The sequence below is a fragment of the Ruegeria sp. HKCCD4315 genome, from assembly GCF_013112245.1.
GTDB lineage: Bacteria > Pseudomonadota > Alphaproteobacteria > Rhodobacterales > Rhodobacteraceae > Ruegeria.
The window spans coordinates 2,389,241-2,404,697 of the sequence record NZ_WVRN01000001.1; the positions used below are offsets into that span (position 1 = coordinate 2,389,241).

A 15,457-nucleotide genomic window follows, 5' to 3' on the forward strand; every position below is an offset into this window, starting at 1 on the left:
TGCAAAGTTAGGACTCGGATTTAGGAAACTTGCAAAGGTCCCCAATGGCGACTCAAAAACTCTATGCGGGCGCAAAGCTCCGCGAGATGCGCACACGTCTGACTCTGACCCAGCGGGAATTCGCAGCCAAACTGGGTGTTTCCCTGCCTTATCTGAACCAGATGGAGAACAACAACAGACCGATTTCGACGACGGTTGTGTTAGCCTTGGCGCAGGAATTCGGCATGGACGTGACCGAACTCAGCACTGGCGACAGTGAGCGGCTTGTATCTGACATGCGTGAGGCATTGGCCGACCCGGTGTTCGCCGATGCCCAACCGCCACTGGCTGATCTGCGCCTGACCGCATCCAACGCCCCCGCATTGGCGCGTGCCTTTATCGAGTTACACAAAACCTACCGCCAAACACACGAACGCCTTGCGTCACTGGACGAAGCCTTGGGGCGCGAAGATGCGCGAATTCAGGCCAGCCCGTGGGAAGAAGTGCGCGATTTCTTTCATTATTGCGACAACTATATCGACGCTGTGGACAGGGCGGCAGAATTGTTCGCCAATCGGGCAGACGGCCCCGGAGGGATACGGCAGGCCGCCCTGAACAGCCTGTCAGAGCGCGGTATTCAGGTCGTTTTTTCAGATATGGACCCACTGCGCAGTTATGACGCCGAAAGCAAGATTCTGCGCCTGTCCTCGCGCGCTGCGCCGCAAACCCAAGTGTTCCAATTGCTGTTGCAGGTTGCATTGATCAGCCAGGACAAGCTGTTGGAAGCAACGCTGGATTTTGCAAAGTTCCAAAGCGACGAGGCCCGGTCGATTGCAAAGATCGGCCTTGCCAACTATTTCGCAGGCGCGTCTTTGATGCCTTATTCCGTCTTCCTGACCGCCGCGCAAGAAGAGCGCCACGATCTGGAACTGCTCAGCAATCGGTTCGGAGCTTCAATCGAGCAGATTGCCCATCGGCTATCGACGCTTCAGCGCCCAGGAGCAAAGGGTATTCCTTTCTTCTTTGTTCGGGTGGATCAGGCCGGCACGATTACCAAACGACACTCGGCCACGCGCCTGCAATTTGCGCGGTTTGGCGGTGCGTGCCCCTTGTGGAACGTGCACCGCGCCTTTGAAACACCGGGGCACTTTCTTCGCCAACTGGCAGAAACACCAGATGGGGTTCGTTATATTTCTCTTGCACGTGACGTATCAAAGTCCGGCGGGTCCTTCGGCGCCCCTGTCCGGCGCTATGCGATCGCTTTGGGGTGTGAAGTGCGACACGCACCTGCGCTCGTCTATGCCGATAATCTCGATATCAATAACGCCAGTGCATACGAACCGATCGGCATCTCTTGCCGCATCTGCGAACGGCAAACCTGCCACCAGCGCTCGGTTCCGCCCTTGGAACGTCGCCTAAGCATAGACACCCATCTGCGCGGCACTCTGCCCTACGAAGTCACCTGATCTTCACCTGGCCCAAAATACCTCGGGGAAGTCGCGACACAGGCCGCGACGGGGGCAGAGCCCCCATCTTTTTGCTTAGGCTTTGGACAGGATCGCCCAGATCTCATCCTTCAAGGCCGCGCGTTTTTTGCGCAGCTCAACCTCAGCCAGATCTTCCATTGGTTCGACGTTCGTTTCTGCCCGATGAACCACGCGGTTGATTTCATGGTACTCGTCGGCCAGCCGGGCAAAATGCGCGTCCGATTGCTTGAGCTGGCTCATCAATTCAACTTTGTCCGGAAATTCTTCAGCCAGTTCATGCGGGGTGTGGGACATATCCGTTCGCTCCATAATAAGTCGTTGCAAATCAGGCGTACACGCGCTCAGACGAACCCGCTTTGACCCGGATCAATTTCATACATGATTCATACAAATTTCAACGCCGTGACGCGCGCCATCCTGCGGCGCGGGCGGCAGCGACAGAATAGAACCAACGCTCGCCGCTTGATGTATTGATGCGGGTATTGGCATAGAAGGTCTGGCCAGGGATGTGGTATATCTTTTCGCCCTTGGCCGAGATGTTTCCTTTGATCCGGCACCCGTTTGATGACGCGGACTTCCTGGCGGCGCGATGCACCCAAGGCACTTGAACCTGCTGCCGATGCAGCCCGACATGCCGTGCCTTTGCCTCTTTCTCAGCGCTTTCATAGGCATGTGAATACTTGCGATAGGCAAAGGCCAAACCCAGCCGCACCAATTGATCGGCTGCATCTTGTACACCGTACATGCATCTTGCGACAACGCGGCCATATCGATCCCGGTCCACCGGCATGCAAGATGCTGTTTTTCCCTGGAATAACTGGCGAACCTCCTGCGTCACCCAAGCACCGCATGGCCAAGTTGATCCTTCGTCGTCCTGACAGGCTTGATCCAGCTCGGGCGCATCGATTCCATGCAAGCGAACTCGGATGCCGCCGACGTCCCAAGTATCTGCATCTATTACATTAACCTGGCCTGAAAGACGTTCAGCGGCCAGTGTCACAGATGGCAGGAGAAGAACAAAAACTAAACAAATCCTTAACATGCCCCCGATATGCGCCTGAAATCACGCATATTCAACCGGGGGCATGTCAAAGGGTTAACGCTGTGCCGTCGCCCAGTTCGGGTGGATCCAAGGCCGGTCATTGGCCTTGGGCAACGGGTCTTTGCCCAGCAGGGAATCCGATACTTTCTCACCCACCATGATCGACGGCGCGTTGAGGTTACCGTTGGTGATCTGAGGAAAGATCGAGCTGTCAGCAACGCGCAGCCCATCCACACCGATCACACGGCCTTCGGGATCAACCACGGCGTTTTTGTCATCCGCGCGCCCCATCCGACAGGTGCCACAGGGGTGATAAGCGCTTTCGGCATGTTCCGCGATAAAGCCGTTCAGCTCTTCATCTGATTGCACGGCGGCACCCGGTTGAATTTCCTTGCCGGCGTAGGGCTTGAATGCATTCTGACCAAAGATTTCGCGAGTCAGACGGATACAGGTGCGGAAATCTTCCCAATCCTGTTCATGGCTCATGTAGTTGAACTTGATCACTGGCGCGTCCGCAGCTTGTGCGGACCGCAGTGTCACAGCCCCACGCGACGGAGACCGCATCGGACCGACATGCGCCTGGAACCCGTGGCCTTCCGCTGCCGCCTGCCCGTCATAACGAACCGCGATGGGCAAGAAATGGTACTGAATGTCAGGGTATTCTACGCCCGGTTTCGACCGGATGAAGGCCGCGCTTTCAAATTGGTTCGACGCGCCCAGACCGGTTTTTGTGAACAGCCATTGTGCCCCGATCAGACCTTTGCTGAACAGGTTCCAATGCTTGTACAGCGTGATTGGCTGCAGCGAGGCTTGCTGGATGTAAAGCTCCAGATGATCCTGCAGGTTGGCACCAACGCCCGGTCGATCCGCAACAACGTCAATCCCGTGCTCGGCCAGATGCGCGGCCGGGCCGATGCCGGACAACATCAACAGCTTGGGCGAGTTAATCGAGGACGCTGCCAGAACAACCTCACGCCGGGCTTTGATGACCTCAGTCTTGCCACCGCGGATCAGTTCCACCCCGGTGGCGCGCCCGTTTTCCATCACAACCCGAGACGCCAGGCCCCGTACGATATCGCAATTGTCGCGCTTGAGCGCCGGCTTCAGATAGGCATTTGCCGCCGACCAACGCCGCCCTTTCCAGACGGTCTGTTCCATCGGGCCAAAGCCTTCCTGCTTTTCGCCGTTATAGTCGCCCGTGACCTCGTATCCGGCCTGCTGGCCCGCGTCGACAAACGCTTTGAACAAGGGATTTTCGCGTGGACCGCGCGAGACATGCAGCGGACCGTTCGTGCCACGCCATGCCGGATCACCACCGTGCCCCCCGTCGTGCCAGCTTTCCATGCGTTTATAGTATGGCAGGACATCAGCATAGGACCAACCATCTGCGCCCATCTCGGCCCACGTATCGAAATCACGTGCATGGCCACGAACGTAGACCATGCCATTGATCGAAGACGAGCCGCCGATCACCTTACCACGCGGACAAGCCAGACGACGGTTGTTCAGATGCGGCTCGGGCTCGGACTGATAGCCCCAGTCGTAACGCGACATGTTCATCGGATAGCTCAACGCGGCTGGCATCTGAATAAACGGTCCCGCGTCTGTCCCGCCGTGTTCAATCACCAGGACCGAGGCCCCGGCTTCGCTAAGGCGATATGCCATTGCGCAGCCTGCGGACCCTGCGCCTACGATGACAAAATCTGCTTCCATTTCCACAACTCCTGTCCCGCCGAGAAGGTTGGATGCCTCCGCCGGGAGTATTTTCGAAAAGATGAAGAGGTTATTCGCCGCGTGGGAACCGGGCGTTTTCCTCGACGATGTTCAGATCCATGTGATTGCGCATGTAGCGTTCCGATGCTTTTTGCAGCGGCTGGTAATCCCATGGGTAATATCCCCCTTGCCGCAGCGCTTCGTACACGACCCAGCGCCGCGCCTGGCTGGCGCGGACGTCGGCGTCGAAGCGGGCCAGATCCCAACGGGCTTCGGATTTAGCACGCAAGGTTTGCAGCGTACCCGCATGTTCGGGGCTGTCTGCCAGATTGGTCATCTCGTGCGGGTCGGCCTCGAGATCAAAAAGCTGGTCCGGGTCCAACGCGCAGCGGTTGTATTTCCACTTGCCATAGCGCAGCGATACCAGCGGCGCGTAGGATGCCTCGGCAGCGTATTCCATGGCCACCGGCGCGGTGCGTTCGACACCTTTCGCCAGCGGAACGAGGTTTTCGCCATCCGTCCATGGCGCGATTTCATCCATGTCGACACCTGCCAATGCCCCAAGGGTTGGCGTTACATCGATTGTGGAAACCGGCGTGTCGATCCGCCCGGCAGGCAGATCAGGGGATGAAATCATCAGCGGCACACGCGCGGAACCTTCGTAGAAGTTCATTTTGAACCACAAGCCACGTTCGCCCAGCATGTCACCGTGATCCGAGACAAACAGGATGATCGCCTCTTGACGGGTTGTTTCCAATACTTCGATGATCTCGCCGATCTTGTCGTCCAGATAGGAGATATTGGCGAAATAGGCGCGGCGGGATTTGCAAATGTCTTCTTCGGTGATGTTAAAACTGCGCCAATCATTGGCGTCGAAGATACGCTTGGCGTGCGGGTCCTGATTGTCGTAGCCGATATCAGCGACCTCGGGCAGAAGATGCTCACAATCCTCGTACAAGTCCCAATACTTGCGGCGGGCGACGTATGGGTCGTGGGGATGCGTAAAGCTGACGGTCACACACCATGGACGTTCATCCTTGCCGCGCGCCAGATCATAAAGCTTGGCCTTGGCGTTATAGGCAACCTCGTCATCGTACTCCATCTGGTTGGAGATTTCGGCAACACCCGCGCCGGTGACGGAACCCATGTTGTGATACCACCAGTCGATCCGCTCGCCCGGTTTGCGGTAATCCGGCGTCCAGCCGAAATCGGCCGGGTAGATGTCGGTGGTCAGACGATCCTCGAACCCGTGCATCTGGTCGGGGCCGACGAAATGCATTTTGCCGGACAGGCAGGTATAGTATCCCGCCCTGCGCAGGTGGTGTGCATAGGTGGGGATGTCGCTGCGGAACTCGGCTGCGTTGTCATAGACGCCGGTGCGCGAAGGCAGTTGGCCGGACATGAAGCTGGCCCGCCCCGGTGCGCATAACGGCGAGGCCGTGTAAGCGTTGGCAAACCGGGTCGACCGTTCGGCCAGCTTCTTCAGATTCGGGGCATGAAGCCAGTCTGCGGGACCGTCGGGAAAGAGGGTTCCGTTCAGCTGATCCACCATCAGGATCAGAATGTTTGGTTTTGTCATTTTTCGGCCTCGAGCAGAGTGTTGAGCACGCGCATTGCGTGGTTCACCGCCAATTGCGGCTCTTCCGGGGCGCTGAGAGCCGCTCGGATGTATAGCCCATCAATCAAGGCGATCATGTTTTCGGCCGCCTCAACCGGATCCTTCATCTTGGGGCGAAGCGCATCGATAAGGTTCGAACGGATGCGCGCTTGATAGACCTGCCAAAGGCGCAGCGCGTCATCATTGGTTTGCGCCAGAACATAAAAGGTCATCCACGCGGCAATCACGTCCGGTGTGAAACATGAGGGGGCAAAGCACGCCTGAATGATTGCTTTTGCTCGCTCCTCGGGCGCGGCCGCCTTTAACTTTGCGCGCGCCTCTTCGCCAAAATCCGTCAGGATTTGACGCATGGCTGCCAAAAATATCTGATCCTTGCCGCCAAAATAGTGATGCGCCAGTGCACTGGACATGCCTGCTCGTTTCGCAATCTGGCTGACTGTCACATCAAGGGATTTCTGCACGCCCAATTCGGCAATCGTGGCACGGACAATTGCATCCCGGCGGATCGGCTCCATTCCTACTTTAGGCATCATTCCCCCCTGAACAGGCGTTATGATCCCAAATTAGGAGTTTTTTATTGACTCGTCAATCAATGAAAGGCGCGGTAGGACCTACCTCATAGCTTCGGCGCAATACTCGGAGGCGTCAAGTCTCGGCGATTCAGCACGGCTTCGCGCCATGAGATGAAGCTGACAGCGCATAAGATCAAAGTTCCACCGGCAACGACCCAAACATCCACGCTTTCGTGAAATACAACAGCGCCCAGCAATGTGGCCCAGATTAGCTGAAGAAAAGTAATCGGCTGCGTGACGGCCACTGGTGCAGCTTGCAATGCCAAGGTCATGAAATAATGCCCGGCAGTGGCAAAACAGGCTACCAGAAACAGAACCCCGAGATCGCGAAGGCTGGGCTGAGTCCAGACCGCCACAGCAAAGGGGATCAGTGCTAATGTCACCCAAATCGAAAGATGCGCAACAACAACCGAAGGTGGCACATCGCGCACCAACAGCTTAGCCAGCAGGTACGAACCGCCCAGCGTCAAAGCTGTGCCCAGCATCGCCAGATGCCCCGGAGACACCTCTCGGAAGCCCGGTCGCAGGATGATCAACACCCCGACCAAAGCAACCAGAATTGCTGCGATCCGCCGAAAGGCCAGTTTTTCGCCCAGAAAAAGGGCTGCCCCCAAAGTCACGTAGACGGGTGTCATGTAGTTCATAGCCGTAACTTCAGCCAACGGGATCTGCGTCATGGCAAAGAACCACAGCATCACCGCAACAGCATGAACCACACCCCGCACGCCGAACAGAGTCAACAAACGGGGCGTTAGCCGTGTTGCCATGATCGACCGCAGAGCCGGAAGCAAGAAAACCAGCCCCAAAGCGTATCGCAGAAACGCTGCCTGAATCGGGTTCATGGTCGTCCCCAAGGACTTCACCAAAGCCGTCATCACAACAAAAGACAGCCCGGCGGAAAACATCCAGAACATGCCTGCTATGGGGCGGGATGAAACGGCGTGTGAAGTCATGGCTTAGGTTGAACACCGAAACCCGGTCAGGAACAACCCTTCACATGACAACAAGTTTCAGTGCGATCCCCAGCATGACAACGCCAATCCCGGCATCCAGCACCTGCCACGCCCTCGGGCGGGTAAAAACAGGCGACAGAACGCCTGCTCCGTACCCTAGCGAGAAGAAGAAAACAAAGCTGGACGTCATTGCGCCCAGTGCAAACCCCAGACGGTCGTCATACTGCGCCGAGATTGAACCGATCAGCACGACAGTGTCCAAATAGACATGCGGGTTCAGCCAGGTGAAGGCGAGCACCGTGAGAAGCGCAGTTTTCAAGCTAGTGCGCTGACCATTGCCGATCTCCATCACTGCGCCACCCTGCCAGGCCGAGCCAAGGCTACGCAGCCCATACCAGGTCAGAAACGCGGCACCGCCATAGCGCATCACGGTTTCGAACCATGGCACCGCCTGCGCCAGAGTGCCAAAACCGGCCACTCCCGCGCCGATCAAAACAGCATCGGACACAGCACAGGTCAGGCACAGAATGAAAACATGCTCGCGCCGCAGTCCCTGCCGCAGGATAAAGGCATTTTGCGCACCGATCGCAAGGATCAGGCTGAAACCCAGTGCAAAACCGGCAATCATGGATGTTGGCATGGAACCTCCTGAACCTTTCCAAGCGTTGACTAAGCCCCTTGGCTTGACCTATCAAATTAAAGATTCTGCTCTGACTTAAGAAACTCTAATGCTGCTGGATCCAAACCAACTGTCCGCATTGTCAGCCATCCTGCGCCTTGGGAGCTTTGAAGCCGCCGCTGCGGAACTGGCTGTCACGCCTTCTGCAGTTTCCCAGCGGATCAAAGCGCTGGAGGATCGGGTCGGCGCATCCTTGATCCATCGGGTTACGCCTTGCACCGGAACGCCCGCAGGGTTGCGCATCGCCCGCTATGCCGAGGATGTCGGTCTTCTTGAGGCGCAACTTGCCCGCGATTTGGCGTTGGAGCAGAACCCGCGATCCGCGCGGGTGCGCATCGCGGTACCCGCCGATGTTCTGGCCACATGGTTTATCGATGCAATGGCGCAAGTGCCCGATATGCTGTTCGATTTAGTCGTTGACGACCAGGACCATTCGGCGGACTGGCTGAAACGCGGAGAGGTCAGCGCAGCCGTCACTGTGGGCGGACGTCCCGTGACCGGATGTGACGTGACGGCGCTGGGTGTGCTGCGATACCTGCCCACAGCCAGCCCTTCCTTCATCAACACGTGGTTCAAAGATGGTGTGAACGAGGGCACGCTTAGCAAAGCGCCCTGCCTGGTTTTCAACCAAAAGGATGGTTTGCAAAAGGCATGGCTGTCGCAATACATCGCGGGCCAGATGTCGCCGCCGTTTCATTTCCTGCCATCCTCGAACGGCTTCGTGGATGCCGCGATTGCCGGGCTGGGATGGGGTATGAACCCGGCGGTCCTTGCCAAAGACGCCTTGGAACAGGGGCGATTGCTGCCACTCCTGACCAATGCTCCATTGGATGTTGCCCTCAGCTGGCAGGTTGGTCGCGTACTTGCACCTGCCCTCAAACCGCTTACACATGCGGTTCAACGTGCCGCCAAGCAGGTCCTGCTGCCGCCCAGCGCGAACTGATCGCACACCAAAGTTTCGGAGGAACCGATGTTTTCACGCGATGCCCTCAGCTATGATCCCATTCCATTGCCTGACCGGTCCGAGATCAGCGATGCTGACATGCAAGGTGCCGCACAAGAGTTCTACGACAAGATGCGCCAGCGCCATACGGTGCGAGATTTCAGCCTCCGCCCCGTGGACCGCTCTGTGATCGAAACGTGTCTGCGTACGGCAGGCACCGCGCCGTCTGGCGCCAATCATCAACCCTGGCATTTTGCTGCGATCTCGGCCCCTGACCTAAAGCAGCGCATTCGAGAAGAAGCTGAAGAAGAGGAGCGCCGGTTCTACGCAGGCGGCGCAGGTGACGAATGGATAAAAGCGTTGGAGCCCATCGGCACCAACGCTGTCAAAGAACATCTGACTATTGCACCCTGGCTGATCGTGGTGTTCGCCCAGCGCTGGGGACACTTCGAAGATGGGACGCGGTACAAGAACTACTACGTGCCGGAAAGCGTGAACATTGCCACCGGGTTTCTGCTGGCTGCGCTACACCACGCGGGCCTCAGCACTTTGACCCATACCCCAAATCCGATGCGGTTTCTGAACGATGCACTGGACCGCCCTGCATCGGAAAAACCGACAATGATCATCGCAGTAGGTCACCCTTCGGAAAACGCAACGGTACCTGCGGTGGCAAAGCTGAAGAAACCGCTTGAGGAGATTTCTTCGTTCTTCTGAAGACCCCTGGATTATTCCTGCGAAAGGGGCGCGTCCTTCTGTACGGGTGACATCATGCGATAGCATGTCGCGCAGGCCACCAGACTGGCGGCAACGATGAAGCCGACCGCCAAGGCGACCTCGTGCATATGCGCGACAGCGGCCAAGGCCGCCGAAAGCAGAACCGCGAACAATCGTGTGAACGACTTGATTGCGGCTGATCCCTGCACACGTTGTTCCTTGGGCGCGACATCCAGAAAATATAGTTTGCGCGCACTGCTGATCCCTGTCACCGCGACCGTGACAACAAACAGCGCGACGGCATGCAGATGAACCTCGTGATCGATGCCCAAGTAGTGGAACGCCAAAAGAACAGCTCCGGTTGCCGCCACCATCAAGGTGCCAACCACCATGACGGCGCGATGAGACTTCATGTTCACGATTTGCCACAGCGGTCCTGAAACGAGATACCCCGAGGCGGAAGACACGATCATCGCAGTCAGACCTTTCGCCGAACTGTGATGCGCCTCGGCCGCGATGAGCGCAAAAAACGGGACAGATAACGAGACTGCCACCAAAGGCATACGCATGGCCATGTAACGCCGAAACCAGGCCTGCTCGAACATACCCAGAATACCTTGAACATTGGACCTGAGCGACAACCTTGTTTTGGTTTCAGTCGGTTTTGCCGGTGCGGCAGAGCGTGCATTCTCTGTCATCGCCAACATCAACAGACCCGATAGCAGAAAGAACGCGACAGACACGCCGATCATTGTGGAATGGCGGGAAAAGGGTGGGTTTTCCTTGGTGATCTGATGCACCAGCAATGCAAGGCCAATGGCACATAATCCACCTCCGCCAAGCTGCAGATAGTGCATCACCATGCGAGATCGGGAATGGACATGATCGCCCAGCAGATCGGTGAACATCAGGTTCTGAACCTCGTCCACCAGACCGATCACAAAAAAGACTGAAACGAAAACTACGGCGATCAAAGGGACGACGCCGGTCGCGGCTGCGGCCATTGCAAGGACAAGACAGGCACCGATAACGGCCTCGGTTATGGCAATTGCGCGCTTCTTTTGCGGTTTTGCTGCAATGGACTGCGCCAGAAAGAAATCGGAAATCATGCTTCCAACCATCCGCACCGAAACCAGCGCGCCTGCCACAAACATGGGCAGTTCGAAAGACACCGCCAGAAACGGCAATACCACCGATGGGCTGCCCAGCGTCCACGCAACCTGTGACACAATACTCTGGCCGGTCAGAACCGGTACATTGCGCTTGGCGGTATCAGGTGTTTCGGATGTCATTGGCCTTTCGGTTGCGCCTTCCCTGCGGATCAACACCCGCCCAGCCTATGCGTTTACGGGGATTCAGCCAATAACCCTCAGAATTTGTACCAAAACGAAAAACCCGACCAGATTGGCCGGGCTTCGTATTGGCGATTTGCAGCAGCTCAGAGCTGAGCCATCACTTCGTCAGTGGCTTCGAAGTTGGTTGTGACGCGCTGCACGTCGTCATCGTCTTCCAGCGCATCGACCAGCTTCATCAGCTTTTGCATGTCTTCCAGACCCAGCTCGGTCGTCGTAGTCGGTTTCCAAACCAGCTTGGTGGATTCCGATTCACCCAGTGCTTCTTCCAATGCGTTTGACACATCGTTCAGGTCCGTGTCCGCACACCAGATGATATGGCCATCTTCCGAGCTTTCGACATCTTCGGCACCGGCTTCGATCGCGGCTTCGAAAATTGTGTCTGCATCGCCAGCATCCGCCTGATAGACAACTTCGCCCTTACGGTCGAACATAAACCCGACCGAGCCCGTCTCGCCCAGATTTCCACCGTTCTTGGAAAAGGTCGAGCGCACGGTCGAAGCGGTGCGGTTGCGGTTGTCTGTCATGGTCTCGACGATCACCGCGACACCGTTCGGGCCGTAACCCTCGTAGCGGATTTCTTCGTATTCGTCGCCTTCACCTGCAACCGATTTCTTGATTGCGCGGTCGATCACGTCCTTGGGGACCGAGTTCGACTTTGCCTCTTTCACCGCCAGACGCAGGCGCGGGTTCTTGTCGGGGTCGGGGTCGCCCATTTTGGCGGCCACTGTGATTTCTTTCGATAGTTTGGAAAACAGTTTGGACCGCGCGGCGTCCTGACGTCCCTTGCGGTGCTGGATGTTGGCCCATTTGGAGTGGCCTGCCATAGTGCGTCCTCGTCATCGTGATTACGTGTTCGGCGCTCATATAGACGTTTGCAGGGGGCGGGATCAAGAGAGCGACTTGCTCCTTGCGAGGCTGGGACTATGGTGACTGTATGACGACGGATCAGATTATTCTTTTTGCGCTATTCATTACGGTTTTTGGAATGCTGCTTTGGGGTCGGTTTCGTTACGACCTTGTGGCTTTTGCCGCACTGATGATCGGTGTCGTGCTGGGTGTTGTGCCAGTGGATGACGCTTTTGCAGGGTTCGGCCACCCGGCCACCATCATCGTGGCGCTGGTTCTGGTCGTCTCTGCCGGTTTGGTCCGGTCAGGGGCGGTGTTCATGATCACCCGCACATTGGTCGATGCCTCACGTGGGCTGGGCGCGCATATTGCGCTGATGGGCGGGATCGGTGCGGTCCTGTCAGCCTTCATGAACAACGTGGCTGCGCTGGCTTTGCTGATGCCGGTGGACATCCAAACCGCGCGCAAGGCGGGGCGGTCTGTGGGTCTGTCGCTGATGCCGCTGAGCTTTGCCACCATTCTTGGGGGGATGGCAACACTGATCGGCACCCCTCCGAACATCATCATCGCATCGATCCGACAGGAAACACTGGGCGAGCCGTTTCACATGTTCGATTTTGCGCCCGTGGGCGGGATAGCCGCAATTGCTGGTCTTGCCTTTGTCGCTCTGGTCGGCTGGCGTCTGATCCCTAACCGCGGGCCGCAAACTGAAACATCGGAAGCATTGGCGGAGTATATAGCCGAGCTAACTGTCCCCCCTGAATCCGCGCATATCGGCAAACGCGTCAGCGAGCTTTATGAGGCCGCTGAAAAATCCGATGTCGCCATCATCGGCCTGATCCGCGATGGCAAGCGGCGTTATGGCCGATCCGCCCATGCCACGTTGAAAGAAGGCGACGCACTGGTTCTGGAAGCCCGGCCCGAGGCGTTGGACGAATTTCGCGCCGCGCTGAATCTCGACTTTTCTGACACGCGACGGCAAGAAGTGTTGACGGCAGAAGGTGACGGATTGGACGTCATCGAAGTGGTCGTGCCAGAAAGCGCCCGCATCACCGGGCGCACCGCACAGGGTCTTGGACTAGCCTGGCGGCAGAGTACAGTGCTGATGGGCATCTCACGTCAGGGGCGACAAATCACCCAACAGGTTCGTAAAACCGATGTTGAACCCGGCGACATTCTGCTGCTGCTCTGCCCGCGTGACCGGGCGGCGGATGTCACGGAATGGTTGGGTTGCCTGCCCCTTGCCGGACGCGGTCTGAACGTCACAGCAAACGATAAGGCGTGGATGGCCATTGGCCTTTTTGCTTCCGCTGTGTTGGCCGCAAGTATTGGATTGATATATCTACCCATTGCCCTTGGACTGGTGGTCATTGCCTATGTGCTGACCAAGATCATGCCGATTGCGGATATCTACAATCACATTGAATGGCCGGTGGTTGTCCTCCTGGGTTCGATGATCCCACTCGGCAGTGCTTTGGAGACTTCTGGCGGGACTGAATTGATCGCAAATGCGCTGATCCAGCTGACCGATGGCCTGCCCGCCTGGGCGATCCTGACTGTGCTGATGGTCGTAACCATGACTTTGTCGGATGTACTGAACAACACCGCCACCGCCATTGTCGCCGCGCCGGTCGGAATACAAATGGCCCGCACGCTCGAGGTTTCGCCCGACCCATTCCTGATGACGGTTGCCGTTGCGGCCTCGGCCGCGTTCCTCACGCCAATTGGACACAAGAACAATACGCTGGTTCTGGGTCCCGGAGGCTATCGGTTCGGCGATTACTGGCGCATGGGTCTGCCGCTTGAGGTGCTGATCATCGCGGTTTCGATCCCTGCCATCCTTGTCTTCTGGCCGCTTTGACGGGTAAAGGCAGCACATGAAACGCTTTTTAATCCTGCAACTGCGACCGGAAACGGATGCATCCGACGCCGAATATGCTTCGATTCTGGACAAGACCGGTTTGACGCCCGAGCTGACCCATCGCATCCGGCTGGATTGTGAGAACCTGCCTGACGATCTGGATGTCACGGACTATGCAGGCGTCATCGTGGGCGGAGGTCCCGGCTGTGTCAGCGACGATCCAGCAACGAAATCTGAACTGGACGCAAAGATCGAAGGCGCGGTTATGGGCCTGATGCCGCAGATCACGGCGCAGGATCACCCCTTCATGGGCTGCTGCTATGGTTTGGGCGTTCTGGCCGCGCATCTGGGCGGTGACGTGAGCAAAGACCAGTACAGCGAACCAGTCGGACCCTCAGCTTGCCACCTTACAGAAGATGGTTCCTCGGATCCGCTGACAGCCGGGCTGATCCCGGAATTCGACGCCTTCGTTGGTCACAAAGAAGCTGTTCAGGCACTGCCTGAAGGCTGCGTGCATCTTGTCGCCTCAGACCCCTGCCCGTTTCAGATGATCCGCTTTGGTCAGAACGTCTATGCCACGCAGTTTCACCCCGAAGCGGATGCAAAAGACTTCGAACAGCGCATCAACATCTACAAGCATCACGGCTATTTCCCGCCCGAAGACGCCCAGCGCCTGATCGACATCTGCAACGCCGCAGACGTCACCCAACCCGGCGAAATCCTGCGCCGCTTTGTCGAACGCTACAAGTGACCCAACGGCGCGGTTGCCTGCGCCTTTCATGCTCGCATAGGCTGATCCGAAACGACTTTGGGAGGAGTTGTTCTTGGACTTGCTCATCAATGTTGGCCTGCCGATCTCGCTGGCCATTATCATGCTGTCACTTGGCATTGGACTCGAGACCGCAGATTTCCGGCGCGTACTGAGCCGAAAATACCCGTTTGCAATCGGTGCGGTCTGTCAGGTGGTGCTTTTGCCCATCGCTGCGTTCCTCACCGTCACTCTGTTTGGCCTGCCCCCTGAAATCGCAGTTGGCTTCATGCTGCTCAGCTTTTGCCCCGGTGGTGTTACGAGCAATATTCTGACCAAATTGGCAAAGGGCGACGTGGCGCTTTCCGTCAGCCTGACTGCGGTGATCAGCATCTTATCAATCCTGACAGTGCCCTTTCTGGCCGCGTGGTCCATCACCTATTTCATGGGGGAAAACGCACCTGATGTGTCGATCAGCGGTCTGGCCATTGCCATGTTTCTGATCACCACCCTTCCCGTCGCCATCGGGGTCATAGTTCGCAGGTTTGCAACCGGGTTTGCAAACCGCATCGAGAATGGGCTTTCAACGCTCGCAACCGCTTTGTTCGTTTTGATCGTTGTGGCCGCCCTGGCCGGGAACTGGCAGATTTTTATTGATAACCTGGGCATCATGGGCACCGGTCTGATCTCGCTCAACGTTGCACTTTTACTCATCGGGTTGGGGATCGCACGGGCTGCAAATCTGTCATGGGCCGAGTGTAAAAGCATATCAATTGACACTGGCATCCAGAACTCGACACTGGGCATTACACTGGCGGCCCTTATCACAGGCACAGAGAGCGGATTTAGCCCTCTGGCCCTGCCGTCCGCAGTCTACGGGATCACGATGTATGCCGTCGTGCTGCCGTTCCTCGTTTGGTTTCGCCGACGCTGAAAGGACAGTT

15 protein-coding genes are annotated in these 15,457 nt (G+C 57.3%); 6 read left to right on the top strand and 9 right to left on the bottom strand.

All coding sequences use genetic code 11. The features are described from left to right. Positions 1–44 precede the first annotated feature (44 nt). A complete protein-coding gene (locus GS646_RS11885; protein WP_171185078.1) occupies positions 45–1,445 on the top strand; it encodes a short-chain fatty acyl-CoA regulator family protein in 1,401 nt (466 codons plus the stop codon). A gap of 75 nt (positions 1,446–1,520) precedes the next feature. Here the strand turns inward: GS646_RS11885 and GS646_RS11890 are convergent, their stop codons facing one another. The 7 genes from GS646_RS11890 to GS646_RS11920 form a co-directional block, all read right to left on the bottom strand. Next, a complete protein-coding gene (locus GS646_RS11890) occupies positions 1,521–1,760 on the bottom strand; it encodes a YdcH family protein (RefSeq protein ID WP_171185079.1) in 240 nt (79 codons plus the stop codon). A 100-nt stretch (positions 1,761–1,860) separates the two neighbouring features. After that, positions 1,861–2,382, bottom strand: coding sequence for a thermonuclease family protein (locus tag GS646_RS11895; RefSeq protein WP_371732076.1), 522 nt, complete (start codon positions 2,380–2,382; stop codon positions 1,861–1,863). A gap of 180 nt (positions 2,383–2,562) precedes the next feature. Continuing rightward, complete coding sequence (betA, locus tag GS646_RS11900) at positions 2,563–4,221, bottom strand: choline dehydrogenase (RefSeq protein WP_171646620.1); 1,659 nt, start codon at positions 4,219–4,221, stop codon at positions 2,563–2,565. A gap of 70 nt (positions 4,222–4,291) precedes the next feature. Then, complete coding sequence (gene betC, locus GS646_RS11905; protein WP_171646618.1) at positions 4,292–5,800, bottom strand: choline-sulfatase; 1,509 nt, start codon at positions 5,798–5,800, stop codon at positions 4,292–4,294. Further along, on the bottom strand, positions 5,797–6,369 hold the full coding sequence (gene betI / locus GS646_RS11910) for a transcriptional regulator BetI (protein ID WP_171092463.1): 573 nt from the start codon (positions 6,367–6,369) through the stop codon (positions 5,797–5,799). The genes betC and betI overlap by 4 nt, the downstream gene beginning before the upstream one ends. A gap of 86 nt (positions 6,370–6,455) precedes the next feature. Further along, positions 6,456–7,364: a DMT family transporter gene (locus GS646_RS11915; protein WP_171092466.1), complete on the bottom strand. Its 909-nt coding sequence runs from the start codon at positions 7,362–7,364 to the stop codon at positions 6,456–6,458. 40 nt (positions 7,365–7,404) lie between these two features. After that, the gene (locus GS646_RS11920; RefSeq protein ID WP_171185085.1) at positions 7,405–8,004 is read right to left on the bottom strand and encodes a LysE/ArgO family amino acid transporter; all 600 of its coding nucleotides are present in this window, start codon (positions 8,002–8,004) and stop codon (positions 7,405–7,407) included. An 88-nt stretch (positions 8,005–8,092) separates the two neighbouring features. On the opposite strand from GS646_RS11920, the gene GS646_RS11925 reads away from it, so the two are divergent. After that, positions 8,093–8,986 (top strand): LysR family transcriptional regulator ArgP, encoded by an 894-nt coding sequence (locus GS646_RS11925; RefSeq protein WP_171185087.1) that lies wholly within the window; start codon positions 8,093–8,095, stop codon positions 8,984–8,986. 27 nt (positions 8,987–9,013) lie between these two features. Further along, positions 9,014–9,703, top strand: coding sequence for a nitroreductase family protein (locus tag GS646_RS11930; RefSeq protein ID WP_171105729.1), 690 nt, complete (start codon positions 9,014–9,016; stop codon positions 9,701–9,703). A gap of 11 nt (positions 9,704–9,714) precedes the next feature. Here the strand turns inward: GS646_RS11930 and GS646_RS11935 are convergent, their stop codons facing one another. Further along, positions 9,715–10,995, bottom strand: coding sequence for a permease (locus GS646_RS11935; protein WP_171185091.1), 1,281 nt, complete (start codon positions 10,993–10,995; stop codon positions 9,715–9,717). A 146-nt stretch (positions 10,996–11,141) separates the two neighbouring features. Continuing rightward, the gene (locus tag GS646_RS11940; RefSeq protein WP_170352472.1) at positions 11,142–11,882 is read right to left on the bottom strand and encodes a YebC/PmpR family DNA-binding transcriptional regulator; all 741 of its coding nucleotides are present in this window, start codon (positions 11,880–11,882) and stop codon (positions 11,142–11,144) included. 110 nt (positions 11,883–11,992) lie between these two features. On the opposite strand from GS646_RS11940, the gene GS646_RS11945 reads away from it, so the two are divergent. The 3 genes from GS646_RS11945 to GS646_RS11955 all read left to right on the top strand — a co-directional run bounded on the left by GS646_RS11945 (position 11,993) and on the right by GS646_RS11955 (position 15,447). Continuing rightward, positions 11,993–13,765 (top strand): SLC13 family permease, encoded by a 1,773-nt coding sequence (locus tag GS646_RS11945; protein WP_171185094.1) that lies wholly within the window; start codon positions 11,993–11,995, stop codon positions 13,763–13,765. Between the two features lie 16 nt (positions 13,766–13,781). After that, a complete protein-coding gene (locus GS646_RS11950; RefSeq protein ID WP_171185096.1) occupies positions 13,782–14,516 on the top strand; it encodes a glutamine amidotransferase in 735 nt (244 codons plus the stop codon). A 73-nt stretch (positions 14,517–14,589) separates the two neighbouring features. Next, positions 14,590–15,447: a bile acid:sodium symporter family protein gene (locus tag GS646_RS11955; RefSeq protein WP_171185098.1), complete on the top strand. Its 858-nt coding sequence runs from the start codon at positions 14,590–14,592 to the stop codon at positions 15,445–15,447. Positions 15,448–15,457 lie beyond the last annotated feature (10 nt).